At 66.2% G+C, this 24,736-nt stretch carries 24 protein-coding genes and 2 tRNA genes; 16 read left to right on the top strand and 10 right to left on the bottom strand.

Annotation, left to right across the window (positions count from 1 at the left end; all coding sequences use genetic code 11):
* Nucleotides 1-133 precede the first annotated feature (133 nt).
* The gene (locus ASE79_RS16210) at nt 134-946 is read right to left on the bottom strand and encodes a DUF6445 family protein (protein ID WP_235516988.1); all 813 of its coding nucleotides are present in this window, start codon (nt 944-946) and stop codon (nt 134-136) included.
* 68 nt (nt 947-1,014) lie between these two features.
* On the opposite strand from ASE79_RS16210, the gene ASE79_RS16205 reads away from it, so the two are divergent.
* The 5 genes from ASE79_RS16205 to ASE79_RS16185 all read left to right on the top strand — a co-directional run bounded on the left by ASE79_RS16205 (nt 1,015) and on the right by ASE79_RS16185 (nt 10,144).
* A complete protein-coding gene (locus ASE79_RS16205; protein WP_056419027.1) occupies nt 1,015-3,840 on the top strand; it encodes a M16 family metallopeptidase in 2,826 nt (941 codons plus the stop codon).
* A 29-nt stretch (nt 3,841-3,869) separates the two neighbouring features.
* Nucleotides 3,870-4,169 (top strand): hypothetical protein, encoded by a 300-nt coding sequence (locus ASE79_RS16200; RefSeq protein WP_056419020.1) that lies wholly within the window; start codon nt 3,870-3,872, stop codon nt 4,167-4,169.
* A gap of 264 nt (nt 4,170-4,433) precedes the next feature.
* Nucleotides 4,434-6,338, top strand: a complete 1,905-nt coding sequence (locus ASE79_RS16195; RefSeq protein WP_056419687.1) for a CocE/NonD family hydrolase — start codon at nt 4,434-4,436, stop codon at nt 6,336-6,338.
* Nucleotides 6,339-6,476: 138 nt separating this feature from the next.
* The gene (locus ASE79_RS16190; RefSeq protein WP_056419017.1) at nt 6,477-8,987 is read left to right on the top strand and encodes a DegT/DnrJ/EryC1/StrS family aminotransferase; all 2,511 of its coding nucleotides are present in this window, start codon (nt 6,477-6,479) and stop codon (nt 8,985-8,987) included.
* Nucleotides 8,988-9,028: 41 nt separating this feature from the next.
* Nucleotides 9,029-10,144, top strand: coding sequence for a glycosyltransferase family 2 protein (locus tag ASE79_RS16185; protein ID WP_235516986.1), 1,116 nt, complete (start codon nt 9,029-9,031; stop codon nt 10,142-10,144).
* Nucleotides 10,145-10,162: 18 nt separating this feature from the next.
* Here the strand turns inward: ASE79_RS16185 and ASE79_RS16180 are convergent, their stop codons facing one another.
* Nucleotides 10,163-10,867, bottom strand: a complete 705-nt coding sequence (locus tag ASE79_RS16180) for a murein L,D-transpeptidase catalytic domain family protein (RefSeq protein ID WP_056419014.1) — start codon at nt 10,865-10,867, stop codon at nt 10,163-10,165.
* A 202-nt stretch (nt 10,868-11,069) separates the two neighbouring features.
* Between ASE79_RS16180 and ASE79_RS16175 the strand changes: the two genes are divergently transcribed.
* Nucleotides 11,070-11,672 carry a L,D-transpeptidase family protein gene (locus tag ASE79_RS16175; protein ID WP_235516984.1) on the top strand — a complete coding sequence of 201 codons (603 nt, stop codon included), beginning with the start codon at nt 11,070-11,072 and terminating at the stop codon, nt 11,670-11,672.
* A gap of 29 nt (nt 11,673-11,701) precedes the next feature.
* Here ASE79_RS16175 and ASE79_RS16170 read toward each other — a convergent pair whose 3' ends face one another.
* Together ASE79_RS16170 and ykgO are read right to left on the bottom strand one after the other, a co-directional pair.
* Nucleotides 11,702-12,328 (bottom strand): HAD-IA family hydrolase, encoded by a 627-nt coding sequence (locus tag ASE79_RS16170; protein WP_056419678.1) that lies wholly within the window; start codon nt 12,326-12,328, stop codon nt 11,702-11,704.
* Between the two features lie 4 nt (nt 12,329-12,332).
* Nucleotides 12,333-12,458 carry a type B 50S ribosomal protein L36 gene (ykgO, locus tag ASE79_RS16165; RefSeq protein WP_003046794.1) on the bottom strand — a complete coding sequence of 42 codons (126 nt, stop codon included), beginning with the start codon at nt 12,456-12,458 and terminating at the stop codon, nt 12,333-12,335.
* A gap of 157 nt (nt 12,459-12,615) precedes the next feature.
* Between ykgO and ASE79_RS16160 the strand changes: the two genes are divergently transcribed.
* From ASE79_RS16160 to ASE79_RS16140, 5 genes are all read left to right on the top strand, one after another.
* Nucleotides 12,616-13,230 (top strand): DUF4136 domain-containing protein, encoded by a 615-nt coding sequence (locus tag ASE79_RS16160; protein WP_056419010.1) that lies wholly within the window; start codon nt 12,616-12,618, stop codon nt 13,228-13,230.
* Nucleotides 13,231-13,241: 11 nt separating this feature from the next.
* Entirely contained in the window at nt 13,242-14,360 is a 1,119-nt protein-coding gene (locus tag ASE79_RS16155; protein WP_082445413.1) for a M14-type cytosolic carboxypeptidase, read from the top strand.
* A gap of 150 nt (nt 14,361-14,510) precedes the next feature.
* Nucleotides 14,511-15,197 (top strand): 2,3-diphosphoglycerate-dependent phosphoglycerate mutase, encoded by a 687-nt coding sequence (gene gpmA / locus ASE79_RS16150; protein ID WP_056418997.1) that lies wholly within the window; start codon nt 14,511-14,513, stop codon nt 15,195-15,197.
* Between the two features lie 178 nt (nt 15,198-15,375).
* The gene (gene purE / locus ASE79_RS16145) at nt 15,376-15,831 is read left to right on the top strand and encodes a 5-(carboxyamino)imidazole ribonucleotide mutase (RefSeq protein WP_056418995.1); all 456 of its coding nucleotides are present in this window, start codon (nt 15,376-15,378) and stop codon (nt 15,829-15,831) included.
* 11 nt (nt 15,832-15,842) lie between these two features.
* A complete protein-coding gene (locus ASE79_RS16140) occupies nt 15,843-16,910 on the top strand; it encodes a 5-(carboxyamino)imidazole ribonucleotide synthase (protein WP_056418992.1) in 1,068 nt (355 codons plus the stop codon).
* 258 nt (nt 16,911-17,168) lie between these two features.
* Here the strand turns inward: ASE79_RS16140 and ASE79_RS16135 are convergent.
* Nucleotides 17,169-17,261: transfer RNA gene (locus ASE79_RS16135), tRNA-Ser, on the bottom strand.
* Between the two features lie 236 nt (nt 17,262-17,497).
* On the opposite strand from ASE79_RS16135, the gene ASE79_RS16130 reads away from it, so the two are divergent.
* Nucleotides 17,498-18,256, top strand: a complete 759-nt coding sequence (locus ASE79_RS16130; protein WP_056418989.1) for a DUF1134 domain-containing protein — start codon at nt 17,498-17,500, stop codon at nt 18,254-18,256.
* A 159-nt stretch (nt 18,257-18,415) separates the two neighbouring features.
* Here ASE79_RS16130 and ASE79_RS16125 read toward each other — a convergent pair whose 3' ends face one another.
* The 5 genes from ASE79_RS16125 to ASE79_RS16105 form a co-directional block, all read right to left on the bottom strand.
* Nucleotides 18,416-18,826, bottom strand: coding sequence for a hypothetical protein (locus tag ASE79_RS16125; protein WP_056418987.1), 411 nt, complete (start codon nt 18,824-18,826; stop codon nt 18,416-18,418).
* Nucleotides 18,827-18,884: 58 nt separating this feature from the next.
* The gene (locus ASE79_RS16120) at nt 18,885-19,718 is read right to left on the bottom strand and encodes a type 1 glutamine amidotransferase (RefSeq protein WP_056418984.1); all 834 of its coding nucleotides are present in this window, start codon (nt 19,716-19,718) and stop codon (nt 18,885-18,887) included.
* A gap of 93 nt (nt 19,719-19,811) precedes the next feature.
* Nucleotides 19,812-19,994 carry a hypothetical protein gene (locus tag ASE79_RS16115; protein ID WP_056418981.1) on the bottom strand — a complete coding sequence of 61 codons (183 nt, stop codon included), beginning with the start codon at nt 19,992-19,994 and terminating at the stop codon, nt 19,812-19,814.
* Complete coding sequence (locus ASE79_RS16110) at nt 19,994-20,230, bottom strand: YozE family protein (RefSeq protein WP_056418978.1); 237 nt, start codon at nt 20,228-20,230, stop codon at nt 19,994-19,996. The genes ASE79_RS16115 and ASE79_RS16110 overlap by 1 nt, the downstream gene beginning before the upstream one ends.
* A 323-nt stretch (nt 20,231-20,553) precedes the next feature.
* A tRNA-Leu gene (locus ASE79_RS16105) sits at nt 20,554-20,640 on the bottom strand.
* Nucleotides 20,641-20,753: 113 nt separating this feature from the next.
* Here ASE79_RS16105 and ASE79_RS16100 point away from each other — a divergent pair.
* From ASE79_RS16100 to ASE79_RS16085, 4 genes are all read left to right on the top strand, one after another.
* Nucleotides 20,754-21,716, top strand: a complete 963-nt coding sequence (locus tag ASE79_RS16100; protein ID WP_056418975.1) for a complex I NDUFA9 subunit family protein — start codon at nt 20,754-20,756, stop codon at nt 21,714-21,716.
* A gap of 37 nt (nt 21,717-21,753) precedes the next feature.
* Complete coding sequence (locus tag ASE79_RS16095) at nt 21,754-22,563, top strand: undecaprenyl-diphosphate phosphatase (RefSeq protein ID WP_056418972.1); 810 nt, start codon at nt 21,754-21,756, stop codon at nt 22,561-22,563.
* A 151-nt stretch (nt 22,564-22,714) separates the two neighbouring features.
* On the top strand, nt 22,715-24,157 hold the full coding sequence (locus ASE79_RS16090) for an NAD(P)-dependent oxidoreductase (RefSeq protein WP_056418968.1): 1,443 nt from the start codon (nt 22,715-22,717) through the stop codon (nt 24,155-24,157).
* On the top strand, nt 24,154-24,735 hold the full coding sequence (locus tag ASE79_RS16085) for a DUF2059 domain-containing protein (RefSeq protein WP_082445384.1): 582 nt from the start codon (nt 24,154-24,156) through the stop codon (nt 24,733-24,735). The genes ASE79_RS16090 and ASE79_RS16085 overlap by 4 nt, the downstream gene beginning before the upstream one ends.
* Nucleotide 24,736: the final 1 nt, after the last annotated feature.

Genomic DNA, 24,736 nt, shown 5'->3' with positions numbered 1-24,736 from the left:
GTGGAGTCACCGACCTGGTTCGCCGTACAAGGGACAGAGGAAACCCCTCTGCCGTAAAATAGGTGAAAGTCGACTTAAGTGGCGCCTTTTGGACCTGTGGTCGCGACGAAACGGTGGCGCGTCGCGGCGAGGGCTAGTCGAGCAGCAGGAATGCGGTGATCGTCAGGCGCCCGAGCAGCGGATCGTTGCTCAGCACAGTGTCCGATGCGATCACGCCGCTGTGCAGCGAGGCGCTGCGATAGATGACGGCCCGGTTATACCGTGCCTCGATCTGCGCGATCTGCTCGAACAGCGGCGTCGATCCGGCGATATAGGAGGGCGCTGGCGGTGCGCCCTGCACCAGTTCGGCGTTGAGCCGCGCATAATAGTCCGCCGCCCGCGCGGCATCGACCGTCTCGGTACCCGTTGCGCGGTGGCGGTAGAACGCGGTGCCGTCGCGGCTTTCGGGGCTGAGATAATGTACCAGCGCGATCCGCCCCGGATCGACCGCGTCGACATGCGGCAGCTGCTGCGCCAGCGTCAGCCGATCGGCGGGCGTCGTCACCATCGCATAGCTCGCGTCGATCAGCGCGGCCGCGGCATTATGGTAGAACACGCCCGACAACACCGCGGCGAGGGCAGGCCCGACCTCGGCGAGATAGTCCGGCGGCAACGCAGCCCGCAGCCCGGGATAATGGTTGCGCCCCGGCTCGAACGCCTGCGTCGTGGCATGGGCACGCAGCGCATCGGGATCGGGGTGGAAGTTGTCGATGATCGCGAGCGGTTGCGCTTGGTTGCCGATCTGGCGTGCGGAAATGACCGGGCGGATCATCCGCCGCGGCTGCTTGGGCTGATGGCTTTTGGTATGTGCGGGTTTCGGCTCGATCGGGCGCAGCTCATGCTGCCGGATACCCCAAGCGTTACCGTACAGCCAACCGATTGCTCCATAACTGATTGGTTTTGTCATCCTTGTTGCCGTCAGGCACGGCGTCTCTATGCTGCCCCCCAACAGACAGACTGGGGTGATGAGCGCAGATGGTTTCGAAGATTTCCGTATTCACCGGCGTGTCGGTCGCCGCGCTTCTGGTCTCCGGCGCGCAGGCGCAGCGTTCGACGCCCGCGGCCCAGGCTGCACCGGTCGCCGCCCTCGTGAAGTCGGTGGATATCCCTTACCAGCAGTTCACGCTGAAGAACGGCCTGCGCGTCGTGGTGCACACCGATCGCAAGGCGCCCGTCGTCGCGGTGTCGGTTTGGTATAATGTCGGGTCGAAGTTCGAACCCAAGGGCAAGACCGGGTTCGCGCATCTGTTCGAGCATCTGATGTTCAACGGCTCCGAGAACGCGCCCGGCGATTTCTTCGAGCCGCTCAAGCAGGTCGGCGCGACCGACTTCAACGGCACCACCTATTTCGACCGCACCAATTATTTCGAGACGGTGCCGACCGCGGCGCTCGATCGCGCGCTGTTCCTCGAATCGGATCGCATGGGCTATCTCACCGGCGCGATCACGCAGGGCGTGCTCGACGAGCAGCGCGGCGTCGTCCAGAACGAGAAGCGCCAGGGCGACAACCAGCCTTACGGGCTGACGCAGTACAAGGTTACCGAGGGGCTGTTCCCAGCATCGCATCCGTACGGCCACACGACGATTGGCTCGATGGCGGATCTCGATGCCGCGTCGCTGCAGACGGTGAAGGACTGGTTCAAGGATCATTACGGCCCGAACAACGCGGTGCTGGTGCTGGCCGGCGACGTCGATGCGGCGACCGCCAAGCGCCTCGCGGAGAAGTATTTCGGCGGCATTCCGAAGGGGCCGGAGAGCGTCGTGCCGGCCGCACCGATCCCGACGCTGCCCGCGCCGGTCAGCGAAACGATCAAGGACCGCGTCGCCGCGGTGATGATCAGCCGCAACTGGGTCGTGCCCGGGCTGAACGACAAGGACGGCACCGCGCTGGACGTCGCGGCGGGTGTGCTGGGCGGCCTCGCCAGCAGCCGGTTCGACACCGCGCTGGTCAAGAAGGAGAAGCTGGTCACGCGGATCTCCGCCGAGAATAGCAGCTTCAGCCAGCTCGGCATGTTCGAGATCCAGGCGATCGTCCGCGAGGGCGTCGACCCTGCGTTGGTGACGCGGCGGATCGACGAGATCCTCGCCGATTTCCTCAAGAACGGCCCGACCGCCGACGAGGTGAGCCGGGTCGCGACGACGACGGCGGCGCGCCGGATGGAGGGGCTCGAATCGGTCGGCGGCTTCGGCGGCAAGGCGGTCGCGCTGGCCGAGGGCACGCTCTATTCGAACGATCCCGGCTTCTACAAGAAACAGCTCCTCCAGCTCGCCGCGGAAACGCCGGCGAGCGTGCGGGCGGCGGCAGCCAAGTGGCTGTCGCGGCCGGCCTATTCGCTGACCGTCGTGCCCGGCGCGCGCGATGCCTATGCCAATGCGGTCGTGCCGCCCAAGGCCGTCGTCGTGCCCGCGCCCGAGGCGCCGCCAAAGGGCACGCGTGGACCGCTGCCCGCGGTCGGCCAGATCGCGGGGCTTAGCTTCCCGACGGTCGAGCGCACGCGGCTCGCGAACGGGATCGAACTTGTCTATGCGCAGCGTGACGCGGTGCCGGTGACGCAGGCGGTCCTTAGCTTCGACGCCGGCGTTGCGGCGGATGTCCCGGGCAAGCTTGGCACGCAGAAGCTGACTCTGTCGATGATGGATGAGGGCACCGCGACTCGCGACTCGGTCGCGCTGGCCGAGGCCAAGGAGCGGCTCGGCGCGGAGATCGGCTCGGGTGCGTCGAACGACCGGACGTTCCTGTCGCTCCAGGTGCCGAGCGCGAACTTGGCGCCCGCCGTCGATCTGTTCGCCGACATCGCGCAGAACCCGGCCTTCGCCGACGCCGAGGTCGCGCGCGTCAAGAACCAGCAGCTCGCACAGATCGCGCAGGAACTGACCAGCCCGCAGGGACTGGCGACGCGCGTCCTGCCGAAGCTGCTCGGGCCGACCTCGCCCTATGCCAAGGCGCAGGGCAGCGGCGATCCCAAGGCGGTCGCGGCTTTGACCCGCGCAGACCTTGTTGCGTTCCAGCAGGCATGGCTGCGCCCCGATAAGGCGAAGATCTTTGTCGTCAGCGATCGCCCGCTCGCCGAGGTGAAGGCGGCGCTCGAGGCGCGGTTCGGGACATGGCGGCCGACCGGTGCGGCGGGGGCCAAGGTCTTTCCGGCGACCGTCACGCCGTCCGCGCCGAAAATCGTCCTGATCGACCGGCCCGACAGCCCGCAATCGGTGATCATCGCCGGCGTGCCGACCGGATTGAAGGGCACGCAGGACCTGCTGCCGATCGCGACCGCGAACGACGCGCTCGGCGGCAGCTTCCTCGGTCGAGTCAACATGGACCTGCGCGAGAGCAAGCACTGGTCCTACGGCGTGTCGGGGCGGTTCCAGCCATCGGAAAACGCCGCGCCCTACATCCTGTCGGCGCCGGTGCAGGCGGACCAGACCGGCCCGTCGATCGCCGCGCTGCGCAGCGATATCGGCGCGTTCCTCGGCAAGGAGCCGATGACGCAGGCCGAGTTCGATCGCGCCATCAACGGTGCGATCCGATCGCTGTCGGGCAATTTCGAGACGTCGGACGCGGTGTTGGGGGCGATGCAGCAGAACGATCTGCTCAAGCGCCCCGACGATTACTATGCGACGATTACCCGGCGCTATCAGGGGCTTAACCTCAATCAACTCAATAGTGCGATCCAGCAGGCGCTCGACCCGAAGAAGACGATCTGGGTCGTGGTCGGCGACGCGAAGACGGTGCGGCCGCAGCTTGACAGCATCGGCCTGCCGGTCGAGGTCATCCCCGCGGCGTCGGTTGCCGGCGCCCAGTAATCAGAGCTGTGATTCAGGAGAGAAATATAATGGCGAACGTCGATGGCAGCTGGGATTGCGTGGTCAAGTCGCCGCTGGGTGACCAGAAGATGACGCTGACCGTGAACAGCGCGGGCGACACGTTCACCGGTGCGGTGTCGGGTGCAATGGGCGGAATGGACGTCACCGGCGAGGTCGAGGGCGACACGATCACCTGGAAGCAGAGCATGACCGTACCGATGCCGATGACGCTCGACTGCAAGGCGACCGTCGAGGACGACATGCTCAAGGGCAGCGTCGCGGCCGGCGCGTTTGGCAGCTTCCCGCTGACCGGTACGCGGACCGCCTGACGCGCCCGTACGACGATCAGCGACTGTGAAGCCGTGCTTTCCGCCAACGCCGTCATCCCAGCGAACGCTGGGATCTCTCGGTGCGGCGGGCGGCATTTGCCAAGCGGCAGACCTCGGCGTTCGCTGCGGCGACGGCGTTGAAATGCGGGTGATCGCGCGTTCGGCGTGGTAATCCAAGCTATGAGAGGGGCCTGTCTTTCCGACCCGGAAAGGCGGGCCTTTTCTTTTTCGGTCCGGGAGGGAAGGAAAAAGACAATGATATCGATGCCCCGTTTGCTCACCGCCTGCGCGCTGGCCGCGCTCGTCGCCGCTACAACCGCCCCCGCCACCGCGCAGAATTACGACGAACGCCCCGCCAAGATGGCGCCGCGCGACGTCGGCTACGACTATGTCCGCAAGGTCGTCGAGATCCCGATGCGCGACGGGGTGAAGCTGCACACCGTGATCATCGTGCCCAAGGGTGCGAAGGACGCGGGCATCCTGATGACGCGCACGCCGTACGACGCCGATGGCCAGACCAAGGTCGACAGCGGCACCTATGCGGGGATCCTCGAGCATGGCGACGGCGCGGGCGACGTGATCGCCGCGGCGGGCTATATCCGCGTGATCCAGGACGTCCGCGGGATGCACGCGTCGGAGGGCATCTACATGATGAACCCCGCGCGCGCCGGCACCGCGCAGAACCCGACCAAGACCGACGATTCGACTGACACCTACGACACGATCGACTGGCTGGTGAAGCACGTCCCCGAATCGAACGGGCGTGTGGGGATCAGTGGGATCAGCTATGACGGCTTCCTGCCGTTGATGGCGCTGATCAATCCGCACCCTGCGCTCAAGGTCTCGGTGCCGATGAACCCGATGGTCGATGGCTGGCGCGGCGACGACTGGTTCCACAACGGCGCATTCCGCGAGGGCATGATGCCCTACATCCTCGGGCAGGAAGCGACCAAGGACGCGGGCACGCCGTGGATCACCGACACCGCGGACGATTACGACTATTATTTGAAGGGCGGCTCGGCGGGCGCGATCGGCAAGGCGCAGGGACTCGACCAGCTCGGCTTCTGGCGCAAGATCACGCAGCATCCCGCCTATGACGCGTTCTGGTCGACCCAGGCGATGGACACCGTGCTCGCGGGCCAGCCGCTCAAGGTGCCGACGCTGATCGTCGGCGGGTTGTGGGATCAGGAGGATATCTACGGCGCGCCGGCGGTCTACCGCGCGCTCGAGCCCAAGGACACCGCCAACGACATGGTCTATCTGTCGATGGGCCCTTGGTATCACGGGCAGGAGGTGCGCGACGGCAGCGCGCTTGGCGCGATCAAATGGGATGCGGACACCGCCAAATGGTGGCGGTGGCACGTCCTTGCGCCGTTTCTCGCGCATTATCTGAAGAGCGACCAGCCGGCGATGGATGTCGCGCCCGTCACGATGTTCCAGACGGGCCGCAACGAGTGGCAGAAGCTCGACACGTGGCCGACCGCACCCGCCGCGGGCACGCCGCTGTATCTCAAGCCCGGCGGCGCGCTCGGCTTCCAGGCGACGGGCGGCGCGGCGACCACTGCGGACTATATTTCCGATCCGGCGGCCCCGGTCAGCTACCGCGTGCGCCCGACGCTGCCGACCTATGCGAGCGGATCGACGTGGAAACAGTGGCTGGTCGACGATCAGCGCGCAGTTTCGGGCCGTCCCGACGTGCTCACCTTCACGACGGATGCGCTGACCACCCCGACGACGGTCGCGGGCGTGCCGGAAGTGAACCTCACCGCGTCGACCAGCGGCACCGACAGCGACTGGGTCGTCAAGCTGATCGACGTCTATCCCGACGTCAATCCGGGTGACAAGGCGATGGCGGGCTATCAACTCTCGGTCGCGATGGACATCTTCCGCGGGCGCTACCGCGAAGATCTGGCGGTCGCCAAGCCGATCGCCGCGAACGTGCCGCTGAAATACAAGTTCGCGCTGCCGACGACCAACCACGTGTTCCTGCCGGGGCACAAGATCATGGTGCAGGTGCAGTCGAGCTGGTTCCCGCTCTACGATCGCAACCCGCAAACCTTCGTCCCGAACATCTTTTTTGCACAACCAAAGGATTATGTGCGGGCGACACAGAAGGTGACCGTCTCGGGTGCTGACGAGAGCTTCATCAGCCTGCCGCTGGTCAGGTGACACTTCTACATCACCCCGGACGGAATCCGGGGTGATGTAAGAAAAGAACTGTCCTGCGTATATTGGCGTTTGACGACGTAACTGGTTCTTAGGAGGCGCTGCGGCATACAGCCGTCGCACCAACAGACCGGATCGCCGATGAAACGCCTCCCCCTGATCGCGCCGAACCCGCCGCGGCTGAGCGAGCATCTCGACGCGCTGCGCCGGGTCGAGGCATCGGGGGTGTTCAGCAACAACGGCCCCGAGGTCCGCGCGTTCGAGGCGGGCGTCACTCAGGCGCTGTTCGGCGGCCATGGTGCCTGCCTTGCGGTCGGCAACGCGACGCTCGGGTTGATGCTCGCGATCCGGCATGCCTCGGGGATGCGGACCGGGGGGCTGAACCCGAAGCAGGGCACGCTCGCGCTGATGCCCGCGCTGACCTTCGCCGCGACCGCACAGGCGGCGGCATGGGCAGGTCTCACCCCGCTGATCTGCGACATCGATCCCGACGACTGGGCCGCGTGCGCGCTGGAGGAGGAGCGGTTGCTCGCCCGGCATGGCGAGCGGGTCGGCGTGGTCGTACCCTATGCGACGTTCGGCAACGCGATCGATCTGGAGCGGTACGTCTATTTCCAGCAGCGATACGGCGTTGGCGTGGTGGTCGATGCGGCGTCGTCGCTCGGGACGCTCGACGATGCGGGGCTGGGCTTTGGCGCTTGCGCGCCGTTCGCAGTGGTCCATTCGATGCACGCGACCAAGACGTTCGCGGTGGGCGAGGGCGGGCTGATCCACAGCGCCGACGTCGATCTAATCGCGACGCTGCGGTCGATGGGCAATTTCGGGTTCGAGGGCAGCCGCAACGCGACGCTGCCGGGGATCAACGCCAAGCTGCCCGAAATCACCGCAATCATCGCGCAGGCCAAGCTCGCCGAGATCGATTCGGTCGCGGACCACCGCGCCGCGCTCGAACAGGCCTATCGCGCGGCCTTGCCCGGCTTCCAGTTCCAGTCGGTGTCTGGCCGGCGCCGCGCGATGCAGTTCATGCCGGTGCTGCTGCCCGAGCGGCTCGCGCATCACCGCGATTCGATCGTCGAGAGTATCGAGGCGTCGGGCGTCGGCTGCGGTCGCTATTTCAGCCCGCACCTTGGCGAACAGCCCTGGTTCCAGGCGACCGCGATGATCGAGCCGACTCCGGTTGCGGACAAGATCGCGGGGCGGATGCTCTCGTTGCCGATCACCGATGCGATGTCGGTCGACGATGCGCGCCGGGCGGCGGCGGCGCTGGCGGATGCGTGCGCGGCGATCCTCCGCCCGCTTGATCGGCGCGCGTCGGTGCGCGGGCCTGGTGGTGCGGTGGCGTCGGTAATCGTGATCGGCGGTGGTCCGGCGGGCACCGCGATGCTCACCGCGGCGACCAAGCGCGGCCTGCTTCCCGACTTTGCCGCATCCGGACTGATGGTGATCGAGCGGAGCGGCGCGATCGGCGGCGGCCGGCTCGGGCGCTATGCGATCACCTCCGATTCGACCGCGCAGACGTTCCTGACCGCGGTGCGCGACAACACGCACCCCGAACTCGCTCGGCTGGTCGATCATCCCGCGGGGCGGGCGGTCGCGGCGCATATCGACGCGCTCGGCGTGCCGCTGACCGAGGTCGGGCCGCTGTTGCGCGCGACCGGCGACCGGCTGACCGACATCGTCCGCGCGAATGGCGGCGTCGTGCTGACCGGGCACGAAGCGTTGGGCGTCCGGCGGGTCGGCGAAGGCGTGTGGAGCGTGCAGCTGCGCCGCTTGTCCGACGGGCATGTGTTCGATCAGCTGGCGCGCAACATCGTCGTCGCGACCGGCGGTCATCAGCCACTCGACCGGCTTGCGACCCAGCGTGTCGCGGGGGGGCAACTGGCTGACCTCGCAAGCGGCCGGTTGATCCAGTCGGACGACGTGTTGACTGTGGGCGGGTTCGAAAAGGTTGCCGATATCCTGACCGGCAAGCGCAACCCGAGGATTGCGGTGATCGGCGGGTCGACCAGCGCGCTGACGACGATCGCGCTGCTGCTGAAGCGCCAGCCGGGGCTGCCGCTGGGGGCAGGGGCGATCACCTTGCTCCACCGGCGGCCGCTGCGCCCCTTTTATCATTCGGTCGAGGCGGCGCATGCCGAGGGGTTCACCGATTTCGGTCCGGACGACATCTGCCCGGTCTCGGGGTTTGTCTACCGGCTCGCGGGCTTTCGCCTCGAGGCGCGCGACCTGGTGTTGCGGATGCTGCGCGTCGACGGTCGCGCGCCCGATCCTCGCGTGGCGCTGCACCGGATCGCGGGCGACGATGACGCCGCCGCGCGGACGATCATCGAAGAGGCGGACCTGGTCATCGCGGCGCTCGGTTATCGACCGATCGCGGTGCCGATCGCCGACCGCGACAGGCTGCCGATCCCGCTTGCCGCGCAGGACGGGAAGCCGATGGTCGATCGCCATTGCCGGATCGTCGATGGCGACGGCGCACCGATTGCGGGACTATACGGGCTTGGCCTCGCTGCGGGGTTCGTCCCCTGGGGCCCGCTTGGCGGCGAGCCAAGTTTCTCGGGCCAAGCCAATGGCTTATGGCTATGGCAGAATGATGTGGGCCTTATGATCGTCGATCAGGTGATGGCGTCGCAGGTCATGGCGGCAGCGTGAGTTAGACGGGAATGCAGAAGGATATGCGGCAGGATGCGCCCATGGACATGCGGGTAGGCGCGCCGGGGGCCGGCCCGGCGGCCAACCCCGCGGTCAGTGTCGTGATGGCGGCGTATAACGGCGCGGGACTGATCGAGGAGACGCTCGCGAGCCTCCAGGCGCAGACCTTTACCGATTTCGAGGTGATCGTCGTCGACGACTGCTCGACCGATGACACGCGCGACGTGGTGCGGGCCTGGCCCGATCCGCGCGTGCGACTCGTCGAGATGGCGCGCAACGGCGGCCCGGTGCTCGCGCGCAATCGCGGCTTTGCGGAGGCGCGCGGGCGCTACATCGCCGCGCTAGACCATGACGATATCTGCCGCCCCGATCGCTTCGCGCGACAGGTGGCGTATCTCGACGCGCATCCCGACACCGTATTGCTGGGCACCGCCGCCGACCTGCTGACCGAGGGCGTGGTCGGCCCGTCGCGCTATGCGCCGTCCACCACGCCCGCGCTGGTTGCGTGGCTAACCTGCATCGAAAATCCGCTGGTCTGGTCGTCGACGATGATGCGCACCGCGACTGCGCGGCGGCTCGATCCGGTGACCCGGCCCGAACTCCTCTATGCGGAGGATTTCGACCTGTATCAGCGGATCCAGCATTTCGGCGCGATCGCGCGGCTCGATGCGGCGCTGGTGCTGTACCGGGTCCATCCGGGCGGCGTCTCGAAGCGGTTCGTCGATACGATGGAGGCGGCATCGGTCCGTGTGCTGACCGAGCGCTACGCACGGCTGTTCGACGATCGCGCGGAGCGGGTCGCGACGCTGATCATGCTGCACAACATGGCAAGGCGACCGGTGCCCGATCGCGCCGCGCTGGCGACGCTGGGGAGTGCGCTAAGCGTGATCCAGGCGGATTTCCTGGCGACGCACGATTGCTCGCCGCACGATATCCGCCTGATTCGCTGGGAAACTGCGCGACGCTGGGGCGATATCGGCCGCGCGGCCCTGCGTGCGGGGACGGTGAAGCTCGCCGACGTGCTGGCGGTCAGGCCCGATCATCTCGGGCTCGGCTATGCCGGGCTGGAGGCGTTGCTCTGGTCGGGGTTGATCGGCGGCGTTCGACGCGCACGCCAGCGGATGGAGCAAAGCCAGATGGCGCAGACTGCGGGCTAGCCCACGAGTCCGCGCCTGTCAGACCTTGGCGGCGTAGATCATCCGGCCCGCACCGAGGCGTGCGAACACCTGGTCCAGATCGCGCTCGCCGACCGCGAAGCAACCCTGGCTGCGACCGAGCATGCCATGGCTCTCGATCATGTCCTTGTTCGCGTACCAGGCCGAATGCACGACGATCGCGCGATCGAGCGCGTTGTCGTTGGTCGGATCGAGGCCGATCAGGCGCTGCGACCGGCCATGCTTGCCGACATAATAATCGTCGGTGACGAACGCGCCCTCGGACGAGGCGTTCGAGCCGAAGCGGTTCGAGAAGCGCTCGAGATAGCCGGTATGCGCCGGATCCGACCCACTGCCGTGCGCGACCAGCAACGACGTGCTGCGCCCGCTTGCCAAGTCGATAAAGTGGAAACGCGGCTTGCCCGACGGCGCCGCGAAATCGGCAATCGCGATCCGGTCGCGGTTCGGGATGCGGCTGCCGTGGCGGCTGAGCGATGCCATCGCCTGGCGCAACAGATCGGGGCGAACGACTCGCGGCGAGGTCACCGCGACCGTGGTGCGTGGCAGCGGTGGCTGCGTCATCGGCTTGAGATCACGCGCCGTCAGTGGACGTCCGAGTCGCGTCGTTGCGGATACCGCCCCCGGTACCGCCAGAGCCCCCGCCAAAACCAAACCGTTCTTCAGAAGCGCGCGTCGTTCGCGCACAAGACCTTGCTCGTCGTGCATCGATTTTCCCGAAATTGCCCCAGTTCCCGTAGGCATGGCTATAACCGATTTTCGGTGAATATTCTGCAACCATTTCCACTGGTTGTGGGTCCGTTCCCTCGAACTACCCCGGCTTGGGGTCGGTTCGTCGACTCATCGTGTCGGCACATTCCCCGCGGTCGGACGTTGACTGGCGGATCGAGACTCGGGAACGGATGGACAGATGAGCGGGATGGCGCGGTCGTTGAAGGCATACGGGTTGGCGATCGTGCTGGGCATGGGCGCCACCCCGGCGCTGGCCTCGTCCGCTGCGGCCATCGCCGCGATGCCGATCGAGCAGGCCGCCGCCGAGCTGTCGCCGAACCAGTTCGTCTGGAAGGATAATGGCTCGGGCGAGCCCGTCAGCATCGTGATCAGCCTGATCGAGCAGCGTGCCTTCGTCTATCGCGGGTCGACGATGATCGCCGCGACCAGCATTTCCAGCGGCAAGGATGGCAAGGACACGCCGCTCGGCACCTATCCGATTCTGCAGAAGAACGCGGTTCACAAGTCGAGCCTGTATAACGATGCGTCGATGCCGTTCATGCAGCGGCTGACCTGGGACGGCATCGCGATCCATGCGGGACGGAACCCGGGCTTTCCCGATTCGCACGGCTGCATCCGCGTGCCGCTCGGCTTCGCGAAACAGTTGTTCGGGGTGACGACGCTGGGCACGACCGTGACCGTCACGGACGATTTCGAGGGCGGGGTGACGTTGGCCGAGCCCGTCGTGGATCAGGAGACGGCCGTGGCAAATCTCGCCCAGTCGGTTTCGTTGCAACAATAAGGGCTAGCGCACCGTCATCCAGACGCTCGTCAGGATGAGTGCTGTTTCGCGATCGGCAGTCCAAGTGCGACCAACCGCGCGCGGAAATCTGCCGCGGTCGTGAACAGCACCGATTCGATGCCCAGCGCCTGCGCGGCCGCCACGTTCGCCGCATTGTCGTCGACGAACACCGCGTCCTCCGCGGCCAGACCGAATCGATCGAGCGCCAGCCGATAGATCGCCGCGTCCGGCTTCACCATCTTCTCCTCGCCCGACACGACGATGTCGCGGAACCGGTCGAACAGCTTCGCTTCGCGCGCGCGGAAGGGTGGCCAGAACTCGTGGCTGAAGTTCGTGATCGCGAACAGCGGGACGCCGGCCGAATCGAGCTCCTCGACGATCTCATGCATGCCTGCGATCCCCGCACCGATGCTCTCGTTGAATCGCGGCCCCCAGGCGGCGATCAACGCGGCATACTGCGGATACAGCGTGGCAAGCTCCGCCGAGGTGTCGGCGAAGTCGCGGCCAGCATCGTGCTGGAAATGCCAATCGACCGTCACGACGTCGCGCAGGAACGCGTCGAGCGCCCGATCGTCGTCGATCAGGCGCTCGTACAGGATCCGGGGATCCCAGTCGTACAGGACACGACCGACGTCGAAGATGACGGCGGTAGTCAGGGCGTTAGCCCTGGCGTGCCTTGAAGCGACGGTTGGTCTTGTTGATGACGTAGGTACGGCCACGACGACGGATCACGCGGTTATCGCGGTGACGATCCTTGAGCGACTTCAGGGAATTGCGGATCTTCATGATCGATTCGCTTCTTTTCAAATCTAGGTGTGCGGAAAGACGGGATCGCCTAATGGCGGGGTGTGTCCAAGTCAAGCAATGGACACGCTCAAGCCATCCGGGAACCCACCCGGCTGGTCCGAGCGTTACTATGGCGCAACATTCTAAGGAAGTCCCGATGGCGGTTCGTTCGATCCTGGTCCTGGCGCTGGCAGGCGCATCCCTCACCGCGTGCGCGACCGGCCCGTCGCTGCCGCCGACCGAGGTGCTGCGCTATCACCTGGGCGAACCGATCGACCGTGGCACGATCGCGGTACAGCCGCTCACCGGTGGCGGCCCCGCCAGCCTCGAGTTCAAGACCTATGCCGCAGCGGTCCAGGGCGAACTGCTCAAGGCTGGCTATAGCGTGCCGATGGCCGGCGCGAAGCCGTTGCTGGTCGCGACCGTCGGCTTCACGCGGACGACGCAGGCCGGGCCGCCCAAGCGGTCGCCGATCAGCATCGGCCTGGGCGGCGGCGGCTTCAGCGGCGGTCGGGGCGGCGGTGGCGTCGGGCTTGGCGGCGGTGTAGGCTTCCCGATCGGTGGCGGCGGGAGCACCGCGATCCTCGTGTCCGAGCTGTCGGTGACGATCAAGCGCACCGCCGACCAGTCGCCGGTCTGGGAAGGCCGTGCCCAGTCGTTTGCCGATGCGCGCAAGGACGACGCACGGACCGATATCCAGGCCGACAAGCTCGCCCGAGCGCTGTTCATGGGGTTCCCCGGCGAGTCCGGTCGCACTATTCAGGTGAAATGAACGCAAACGCCATGAACCCGACCATCAACGCCGCTTTCGATGGCGGCAACATTCGCGTTGTCGCCATCGACGGAGACCGAATCGATCTGGAGATCGTCACGGACCACCAGTCCGACTTTTTCCAGTGGTTCTATTTCCGGGTGGCGGGGGCGGCCGGGCGGACGCTGACCTATCGCATCCTCAATGCGGGTACGTCGGCCTACCCGTTCGGCTGGCCGGGCTACAAGACGCGCGCCAGCACCGATCGGCAGGCGTGGCGGATGATCGAGACGCGCTATGAGGGCGGCGTGCTCGAGTTCGACTTCACCGCGGATAGCGATCTCGTCTGGTTCGCCTATTTCGCGCCGTACACGATGGAGATGCACGAAGCGCTGGTGGCACGCACCGCGTTGCTGCCGGGCGTAGCGCACCGCGAACTCGGCCAATCGCTCGACGGGCAGGCGATCGACTGCTTCACGATCGGGTCGGGGCCCAAGCAGGTCTGGATCTATGGCCGCCAGCATCCCGGCGAATCGATGACCGAATGGTGGATGGAAGGCGCGCTCGAGCGGCTGACCGACTCGGCCGATCCGATCACCGCCGACCTGCTGGCAAAGGCCACCTTCAACGTCGTCCCCAACATGAACCCCGACGGCACGCGGCGCGGTCATCTGCGCACCAACGCGGTCGGCGTGAACCTCAATCGCGAATGGCACACGCCCAGCCTCGAGAAGAGCCCCGAAGTCCTATGCGTGCGCAACGCGATGGACCTGACCGGTGTCGACGTCGCGATGGACATCCATGGCGACGAGGCGATCCCGGCGAACTTCGTGGCAGGCTATGAGGGCATCCCGTCCTGGACCGACGTGCACGGCGAGAAATTCTACGACTACGGCCGGCGGCTCGCGGCGCACACCCCCGATTTCCAGACCGAGAAGGGCTATCCCAAGTCCGCACCCGGCACGGCCAACCTGTCGATGTCGACCAACCAGCTTGCCGAGCGTTTCGGCGCGGTGTCGATGACGCTCGAGATGCCGTTCAAGGATCACGATGCGAACCCCGATGCCGAGTATGGTTGGTCGCCTGAGCGGTCGAAGCAGCTTGCGCACGCGATGCTCGAGACGCTCGCCGACATGATCGACGAGATTTGACGTTCGCGCGCCCGTCATCCTGACGAAAGTCGGGATCCAGGGTAACCGACCGCTGGCCCTCTTGGCTCTGGATCCTGACTTTCGTCAGGATGACGGATAGGGGGCAACCGCCGCATTATCGTTTCATCTTCCCATGTCGCAGGAGCCCGCATGCCGACTCTCGTCTTGATCCGCCACGGCCAGTCCAGCTGGAACCTCGAAAACCGTTTCACCGGCTGGTGGGACGTCGACATGACCGCCAAGGGCGAGGCCGAGGCCAAGGCCGCGGGCGAGCTGATGGCCGCCAAGGGGCTCGACTTCGATCAGACCTTCGTCAGCCTCCAGACGCGTGCGATCAAGACGCTCAACATCGCGCTCGAGGCGATGGGACGGCTCTGGCTCCCGGTCGAGAAGGACTGGCGCCTGAACGAGCGGCATTATGGCGGGCTGACCGGGCTCGACAAGGCCGAGACCGCGGCCAAGCATGGCGACGCGCAGGTCCATATCTGGCGCCGCAGCTTCGACGTCCCGCCGCCCGTGCTGGAGGATGGCAGCGAATTCGACCTGTCGAAGGACCGGCGCTACGACGGCATCGCGATTCCCAAGACCGAGAGCCTCAAGGACACGATCGCACGCGTGCTGCCCTATTGGGGCGCACGCATCGCTCCCGCGCTTAAGGACGGGCAGCGCGTCCTGATCTCCGCGCACGGCAACTCGCTCCGCGCGCTGGTGAAGCATCTGTCGAACATTCCCGACGACGAGATTACGAGCCTCGAAATCCCGACCGGCCAGCCGATCGTGTATGAACTCGACGCCGATCTCAACGCGACCGATCGCTATTACCTGAGCGAGCGCTGAGCCACCCATAGCCCGTCATCCTGACGAAGGTCAGGATCCAGAGCCAAAGGCGTCGGCGTCCGTGGCTCTGGATCCTAGGTCGAGCCCAGGATGACGGGTAGTTGCCCTAGCCCCCTCCCGTCGCTAGGCACGGCGCTCCTTGGATCAGGGGACGATCGTGGCTCTAGTCGGCATCATCATGGGCAGCACCTCCGATTGGGAGACGATGCGCCACGCTGCCGAGGCGCTCGACACGCTCGGCGTCGCCTACGAGACCAAGGTCGTCTCCGCGCATCGCACGCCGCAACGCCTTTACGACTATGCGACGACCGCCGCTGACCGCGGGCTCAAGGTCGTGATTGCGGGCGCGGGCGGTGCGGCGCATCTGCCCGGAATGGCGGCGTCGATGACGCATCTCCCCGTGCTCGGCGTGCCCGTCGAATCGAAGGCACTCAAAGGCATGGATAGCCTGTTGTCGATCGCGCAGATGCCCGGCGGCATCCCGGTCGGCACGCTGGCGATCGGCAAGCCCGGTGCGATCAACGCAGGCCTGCTCGCCGCCGCGATTCTCGCGACGTCGGACGATGCGCTCGCCACCCGCCTCAAGGCGTGGCGCACCGCACAGACCGACGCCGTCGCCACCGACCCCGCCTGAAGGACCAGAGCATGACGCCGCTTCCCCCCGGATCGACCATCGGCATCCTCGGTGGCGGCCAGCTCGGCCGGATGCTCGCCACCGCCGCGGCGCAGCTCGGCTATCACACGCACATCCTCGCGCCCGACCAGGAGAGCGTCGCCGCGCAGTCCGCCTCGACGATGACGCGCGCCGATTACCACAACCGCATCGTGCTCGCCGACTTCGCCGACGCGTGCGACGTCGTGACCTACGAGTTCGAGAATATCGACGTCGAGCCGGTCGAATGGCTCGCCGACCGCGTCCCCGTGCACCCGAGCCCGCGCGCGCTGCGCGTCGCGCAGGAGCGGATCGGCGAGAAGCGCTTCGTCGAGAGCGTCGGCGGGCGTCCGGCGCCCTGGGCGGCGGTCGACAGCCTCGACAGTCTGCGGGCAGGGCTGGGGGCGGTCGGCACCCCCGCCGTGCTCAAGACCGCGCGGTTCGGCTATGACGGGAAGGGGCAGGTCAAGATCGAGACGCCCGACGCCGCTCAGGCGGCGTGGGACGCAATTGGCGGCCCCGCGGTGCTCGAGGCGTTCGTACCGTTCGAGCATGAATTCTCGATTCTGATCGCGCGCGGTCTCGATGGCAGCGTCGCGCGGTACGATGCGCCGCTCAACGTCCACCGCGACGCGATCCTGCGCCATTCGACGGTCCCCGCGCCCGCCGCCGTGCTGGCACAGGCCGCCGAGGCCACAGCGCTCGCCGAACGGATCGCCGCCGAACTCGATTATGTCGGCGTGCTGGCGTGCGAGTTCTTCGTCGGTGCCGACGGTCCGGTGTTCAACGAAATGGCGCCGCGCGTCCATAATTCGGGCCATTGGACGATCGAGGGCGCCGAATGCTCGCAATTCGAAAACCACATCCGCGCGATCTGCAGCCTGCCGCTGGGCACGACGACGCTGACGGCGCGCGCGGTGGCGATGGAAAACCTCATCGGCGACGACGCGGATCGCTGGGCAGACTTGCTCGCGGAGTCCGGCGCCCACCTCCATCTCTACGGCAAGGGTACGGCACGACCGGGCCGCAAGATGGGCCACGTCACGCGCGTCGTCCGCTGAGGGCGGTCGGGGTCGCCGACCGTTTCACGAAGGCCGGGACGTCGCGCATCGAAGCGCATGCCTACTCCGGGGCAGCGGACGCGCCAGATCGGCGGCGACGCACGAGTCCTGCTCTTACGTCAAGTTGAGTGAGGGGGCGGCAGTATCGCGCTGTCATCGGCAAAGCCGACTAGTTCCGGGCAACCATTGCTTCGCCACCAACGCTCGCGCTTGTGATCGCGGCCGCATATCGGGGAAGCTGGATTTTGTCGCAGATATTGGCGGAGACGGAGGGATTCGAACCCTCGGTACCAGTAAACCCGGTACGGCGGTTTAGCAAACCGCTGGTTTCAGCCACTCACCCACGTCTCCGGTTGCAGCAGATGCGAGCCTATAGCGAGGGTCGGCGTAGGGAGCAACGGCTGTAATGATGTCCCGCGCGAATTGCATCGGACCAGCCAGGGGCGAACTGCAAAGTCGGGAAATCGGTCGCTCGTCCCGAATTTACCCGAATTCGACATGCAAACCCCGCTCGTTCATAGCGCGGTAACGTGAACGTCGGTTACTCTACCGGCGGCAGGGTGCCTTGGTAGTGGGGATCGATCGACATGCGTAGCGTCTGGCTTGGCCTGGGTGCCCTAGCGGCAGCCATTTGCGGGGGGGGCGCATCGGCGCAGGTCCGTACGATCGATCCCAATCAGGCGATCGACGGCGATATTTCCGCGCAGGCTTATTCGACGCCGCCGCGCGCACAGGCGTCGACCCAGCCATCGCGACCAGCCTATCCGCAAACACCTGTCCAGTCGGAGCCCGTCCCTGCGCCGCCGCCTCCGGCAAGTCCGCAGGCGCCGGAAACACGCGCCGAGGCGACGATGCAGGCCGCGGATACCTATGAGCGTGACGATCTGCTTGCGGCGGGCGAAGGCGTCTTCGGCAAGGGCGCGGCCGGACTTGGCGGGCTGCTCGAAAAGATCCTCAAAGATCAGGGACAACCCAATGCCTATATCGCGGGCCGCGAGGCATCGGGGGCGTTCATCCTGGGCGTACGCTACGGGTCGGGCATCATGAGCCACAAGGTCGAGGGCCAACAGCCGGTCTACTGGACCGGGCCTTCGGTAGGGTTCGACGTCGGCGGCGACGCGAACAAGGTCTTCGTGCTGGTCTACAATCTCTACGACACCGAGGAGCTCTACAAGCGCTTCCCTGCGGTCGAGGGGCGGCTTTATCTCGTGGGGGGCTTCGCTGCGACGTACCTGCGCCGTGGCAATGTCGTGCTGATCCCGATTCGCCTCGGCGTCGGCTGGCGCGCCGGCGTGAACGTCGGGTACATGAACCTCACGCACAAGAGCCGCTGGCTGCCGTTCTGAACCTGCCTGCGGTTCGTAAGAGGAAGCCGTTCCGACGCCCGAGTACGGGACGGTGCCTGTCCCGGCTGCGCTGGACAAGGGCTGTGAAGGCCGGAAATCTTGGGCGGACGGGTTGGCCGGGGCGCATCGTCCACGGTTCGACGCGTCCCGCCCAACCCGTCAAACAGGATCGACACTGCGCCACGATCGACCCTCGAGCTCTATCCGCCGGCATCCGGCGGCGTTGCCCGCGTTCACACCCTCCCACACTCCGTCATGGAAGAACTCGTCCAAGTCGCTCGGCCATATGATCGGGTCGGGCAACCAGGGGGCGCGACAGGCGGTGACGAAATCGTCATGGTCGGGATGTCCCGGCACGAAGACAGCCTTTTGGGCGTATTCGGCCGGCCCGAACGTGCTCCAGTTCGTCACCCTGCCAAAATTGACGTGGCTTGCGCCAATCTGGCGGGCGAGATCGACAGCGTCGCCCATCTCACGGTAACTGTCGGCCTGGACGGTGAAGGTGATCATCAAGTCGTCGATCAGGCCGTTTGCAAGCAAGGCCGCTGCAAACTTCAAATTCTGCTCCATGACCGGCCAGCGGGCGCCGCGGCGAAGGCGTGCGTCGCGACAGTAGCGGCGGGGGTGATCAGCATTTGGCGAGGTGCTCGAGGAAATTCTTCAGTTCAAGCCTGCGGCATTCTTCCTCCGCAAACCGATGGTCTACCCCAAGCGCCCAAAGCGCCGTCGTTCGGCCTGCGTCGTGCTGCAACACATCAAGCTGGTCGGCGCGGCGTTCGACATCGTCCACGCTTTCGGCCAGCCCGGCATCGACGATGTCCGACGCCTGATGGCGCAGCGCCACCGCAATCTCGCCCGGCGCCAGTTCCGGATGATACTGAACACCCCAGAAGACGCCGCCATCATGGCGTATCTCGACGGCCTGCACTTCGCTGACCGCGTTGCTCGCCAGCAGCGTTGCGTCGGCCGGCAGCGTTTCGACCTCGTCGCCGTGGATCGCAGGAGCGTCCCAGCATGGCCCTCGTCCTCTCAGGAGCGGGTGGCTGCGGCCTTCTTCGGTAGGGGCGATGCGGCGCGAAATGCCGGCCTCCATCCGCTCCATCTTGCGCACGGTTCCGCCAGCGGCAGCGACCGCGAGTTGCAGCCCGGCACATGATCCAAACGATGGCGTCCCGGACGCAAAGACGTTCGCCATGAACGCCAATTGACGACGAACCTCGGGGCTGTCCTGGTAGACATGTAGCGGGGCACCGGTGACGAACACGGCATCGTATCGCGCAAGATCGGCGAGCATGAGTTGCGTCGCATCGGCATCCGCCGGGGCAACGATCGTGATGTCAGCCCCTGGCCGCAACTGGCCGAGCGTGGCGGCGTAGGTTTCGCCCGCGCTTTTGCCGGCATGCTGGCGACGCTCGTCGCGCTCGGTTGTGGTCTCGCTCTCGGCTACCAGGAATTTGGGCAATGGACGTCCTTACGGGTCGGGCTAGCCTGAACGCGCGGCACGACGCATGTCTTCGCACGTGGCGTAAATATCTGCGGGACTCCGCCACCGGCGTCAGTGCTTCGTGCGGCTGGCATCGGCCACGGCGTTCAGGCAGTCGGCTAACATCTCCCATTGCCGGAATTGCTCGGGCTGCCCTGACGGCGTCTTCTGCATACCGGACGCCACGATCTGGCAGGCGCCCCTTTGTCCATGGTCCGCCATCAGCGCGAAGGCCTGCTTCCAGGCATCCTGCATCACGCGGACAACCAGTCGGACTCGGCGTCGTCTACGGCAGCGAACATGTCGCCTTCGGCCTGCATGGCACTGAGGTGCTTACGCACGGCTTCGGGGTCCCCGTTGCGTGGGAAACGGCGATCGGCGGCCGCTCCGATCGCAAGCTGACCGACAAGGTCGCTCCGGTCCTTCTGCGTGACAAGCCACTGCCCGAACGCGGGCTTCGGCTCCTGCTGCTCGTCGTCGTGATCGGTCATTCTCGCGTCCTCGATTCGGCCATCTCCAATCGCATCAGGCGCGCGTTCTTGCAATGTTCTTCTCGGGCCTAATTTGCGGCACGCCACGACCGGTGACGTGTAGAAGTGCAGTATGATCTGCGGCTATGAGCGAGGGGAGGGGGTCGCTACCGTATAACGCCAACGAGCGCTTCACAGCTGGCCCATCTGCTGTCTGACGACGAACGGTGATAACGCGGAGTACGCTTGCATGCGCGCGATGCAATACCGCTGCATTATGCGACATCGGTCGCTAGATGCCGTGCTGCCAACGGCGTCTGTACTCTCCAAACCCAATTGGAAAGTGGTGCCCGGAAGAGGACTCGAACCTCCACGACCTTGCGATCGCCAGCACCTGAAGCTGGTGCGTCTACCAATTCCGCCATCCGGGCACGGGGTAGGAGGGCGCCTCTAGTGGAGGGTGCGGATGCTTGTCAACACGCCTCTTGCTGGGGCAAGGGGTTATTCGCGAATGAGCAGGCAAACTAAAGTGGACGGACGGGCGATGAACGACAAACTGGTGACGTTGATCGGGGGCGGCGGTTTCGTCGGCCGCTATGTCGCGCAGGCGCTGCTGGCGACGGGCGCACGCGTCCGCATCGCGCAGCGCGATCCGCGGCAGGCGTTTTTCTTGAAGCCGCTCGGCGGGCTCGGCCAGACTCAGTTCGTCGGTGCCGACGTTACCAAGCCTGAGACGATCGCGCATGCGGTCAGCGGCTCGGACGTGGTCGTGAACCTGGTCGGCGTGCTCGCAGGGGATTTCCAGCGCGTGCAAGCGCTGGGCGCACAGACCGTCGCGCAGGCCGCGGCCAAGGCGGGTGTCGGCGCGCTTGTGCATGTCTCGGCGATCGGGGCGGATCCGCAGTCCGCCTCGGCCTATGGCAAGTCGAAGGGGCAGGGCGAGGCGGCGGTGCTGGACGCGTTCCCGACCGCGACGATCCTGCGGCCCTCGATCGTGTTCGGTCAGGAAGACCAGTTCGTGAACCGCTTTGCCGGGATGATCGCCAAGGCGCCGGTCGTCCCCGTGCTCCGCGCAGGGGCGAAGTTCCAGCCGGTGTTCGTCGGCAACGTCGCTGATGCGATCGTTGCGGCGGCGGCGGCGCCCGAGGCGTTCGGCGGGCAGACGCTCGAGCTCGGCGGACCCGACATCATCACGATGGGCAATCTGATCCGCTGGATCGCCAGCACGATCGGTCGCACGCCGTCGATCATCGAGCTTCCCGATTTTGCGGGCGCGCTGATCGCCAGAGCAGGGTTCCTGCCGGGCGCCCCGATCACCAAGGACCAGTGGACGATGCTGCAGAGCGACAATGTCGTCACCGGCGTCGATGGCCTGGCCGCACTGGGGATCGACGCGACGCCGCTATCCACGGTCGCGCCGGGGTGGCTGGTGCGGTTCCGCAAGGCTGGACGGTTCGGTCGGCGCGCCGAAACGCATGCGGAAGTCCACGCAGGTGGATCGAACTAGGCTAAGCCTGTCCTGACCTACCGCGCCGGAGCCTTGCTTGACCGAACTTCTGACCGTCATCCTCCTCGGCATCGTCGAGGGGATCACCGAATTCCTGCCCGTCTCCTCGACGGGCCACCTGATCCTGGCCACGCGGCTGCTCGGCTATGATGCCGGGCGCTGGGAGGTGTTCAACGTCGTGATCCAGCTGGGGGCGATCCTGGCGATCGTCGTGCTGTACTGGCGCACCTTCTGGGCGGTCGGCATGGGCCTGTTCCGCCGCGAGCCGAAATCCTGGTTGTTTCTGCGCAACCTGGTGGTGGCGTTCATTCCCGCTGCGGTGATCGGGCTGGCGCTCCACAAATATATCGAGGCGCTGCTCGGCAATGCCGAGGTCGTGGCGATCGCGCTGGTCGTTGGCGGCTTTGCGATCCTCGCGGTCGAGCGGTTTGCGCCGCGCAGCGACATCAGTGGCGTCGCCGACATTCCGCTGAAGACGGTGATCGGCATCGGCTTCCTCCAGTGCCTCGCAATGATCCCGGGCGTCAGCCGTTCGGGGGCGACGATCCTCGGCGCGCTGGCGTTGGGCGTCGAACGGCGCACCGCGGCGGAGTTCAGCTTCTTTCTCGCGATCCCGACGATGCTTGGCGCGAGCGCGCTCGAGCTGCTCAAGAACCGCGATGCGATCGCGAGCGGCGGCGGGGTTGGGCTGGGCGCGATAGCGATCGGCGCTGCCGTTTCGTTCATCGTCGCGTTGCTGGTGGTGAAGTGGTTCGTCGGCATCGTCACGAAGCATGGTTTCGTGCCGTTCGCGCTCTACCGCGTCGTCGCTGGCTCGGCCGCGCTGATCTGGTTGCTAAGCAAGTAAGTCCGATACGGAACTAATAACGTTAATCGGAGAGGATTGGTCGGAAACGACGCGGATTTCATCCGATTTTATGGCAGCTAGGCTGACGTAAACGCATTTTTAGCAGTGACAAGCCCCTGACAGCGCAATAACGCATCTGTCGGAGGCATGTATGGCGAACGATTCGATGCTAAAGTTTGTCGGGAGGGAGCAATCCTACCCGGCGAAGCGCACCGCGGACGAGCGGCAGGAGGATTTCCGCGAGATCGCGCAGCGATACGCGGTCGAGCCCGCCGAGGAACAGGCCGGGCGCTGCTCGCAGTGCGGCGTGCCCTATTGCTCGGTCCATTGCCCGTTGCACAACCATATCCCCGACTGGCTGCGGCTTACCGCCGAAGGCCGATTGCGCGAGGCGTATGAGCTGAGCAACGCGACCTCGACCATGCCGGAGATTTGCGGGCGCATCTGCCCGCAGGACCGGCTGTGCGAAGGCAATTGCGTCATCGAATTCACGGGGCACGGCGCCGTTACCATCGGCTCCGTCGAGAAGTTCATCACCGACACCGCGTGGGAGAATGGCTGGGTCGAGCCGCTCGTCCCCGGCAAGTCGCGTGGCCAGTCGGTCGGCGTGATCGGGGCGGGCCCGGCGGGGCTCACCGCTGCGGAATATCTGCGCGGGCACGGCTATGACGTCCATGTCTATGACCGCTACGATCGTGCAGGCGGGTTGCTCACTTATGGCATCCCCGGCTTCAAGCTCGAAAAGCCTATCGTCATGCGCCGCGTCGAGCGGCTGAAGGCGGCGGGCATCGTCTTCCACGAGGGCTTCGCGGTCGGCCATGACGCGAGCCTCGACGATCTGCGCCAGCGCCACGACGCGATCCTGGTCGCGACCGGCGTGTACAAGGCGCGCGCGATGGACCTGCCCGGCGGCGGGTCGAACGGCGTGGTCGCAGCGCTCGACTTCCTCGTCGCATCGAACCGCAAGGGTTTCGGCGACGCGGTCCCCGCGTTCGACGACGGCAGCCTCAATGCCGAGGGCAAGGACGTCGTCGTGATCGGCGGCGGCGATACCGCGATGGACTGCGTGCGCACCGCGATTCGCCAGGGCGCGAAGTCGGTGAAGTGCCTTTACCGCCGCGACCGCGCGAACATGCCCGGATCGCAGCGCGAGGTCGCCAACGCCGAGGAGGAGGGCGTCGAGTTCGTCTGGCTGTCGGGGCCGCAGAGCTTCGACGGCGGTGACACCGTGTCGAGCGTCAAGGTGCGGAAAATGCGGCTCGGCGCGCCCGACGCGAGCGGTCGCCGTGCGCCCGAGCCCGATCCCGCCGGTGACTATTCGGTCGACGCGGACCTAGTGATCAAGGCGCTCGGCTTCGACGCCGAGGATCTGCCGACGCTGTTCGCAACGCCTGAGCTTGGGGTCAGCCGCTGGGGGACTGTCTTGGTCGACGGCAAGACGCTGATGACCTCGCTCGACGGCGTGTTCGCGGCGGGCGACATCGTCCGCGGGGCGAGCCTGGTGGTGTGGGCGATCCGCGACGGCCGCGACGTGGCGGCGACGATGCACAAGTGGCTTAAGACCAAGGCTGCAAATGCGAAAGTCGCGGCATGAGGCACGCGTTTCTCGGGGTGGCGTTGCTGGCGGGCGCAGTCGCGCCGTCTGCGGCCCATGCGCAGGGATCGGCTGCTGCCGTCGCGGCCCCCGATCCTGCTCGCCTCGCTGCGGCGCGCGAACTGATCGACGTCCTGATGCCGCCCGAATCGCGCGCGTGGATGATCGAGGGCATGATCGCGCCGATGCTGGGCAATCTTCAGCAGGGCATGGCGCAGAGCCCGATGTTCAGCAGCGCGATGGCGCAAGATCCGCAGATGCAGACTCAGTTTGCCGCCTTCATGGACCGGCAGCAGACGCGCACGATGACGCTGATGCGCGACGGGTTGCCGAGCATGGTCGACGCGATGGCGCGCGCCTATGCGCGCCGCTTCGATGTCGCCCAATGCCGTGACATCAAGGCGTTCTTCGCGACGCCGAGCGGCCGCGCATACATGCAGCAATCGCTGACGATCATGGCCGACCCCGATGTCGCTGCCTGGCAGCGGTCTATGATGGAATCCTCGATGGCGCACATGCAGGCCGATGTCGCCGAATTCGCCAAGCAGGCGGCCACGCCTGAGCAGAAGAAGAAGTGAC

Source organism: Sphingomonas sp. Leaf28, from assembly GCF_001421685.1.
Lineage (GTDB): Bacteria > Pseudomonadota > Alphaproteobacteria > Sphingomonadales > Sphingomonadaceae > Sphingomonas > Sphingomonas aurantiaca.
The sequence above is the reverse complement of the archived record's forward strand: the minus strand, read 5'-3'. Positions and strand labels throughout refer to the sequence as shown.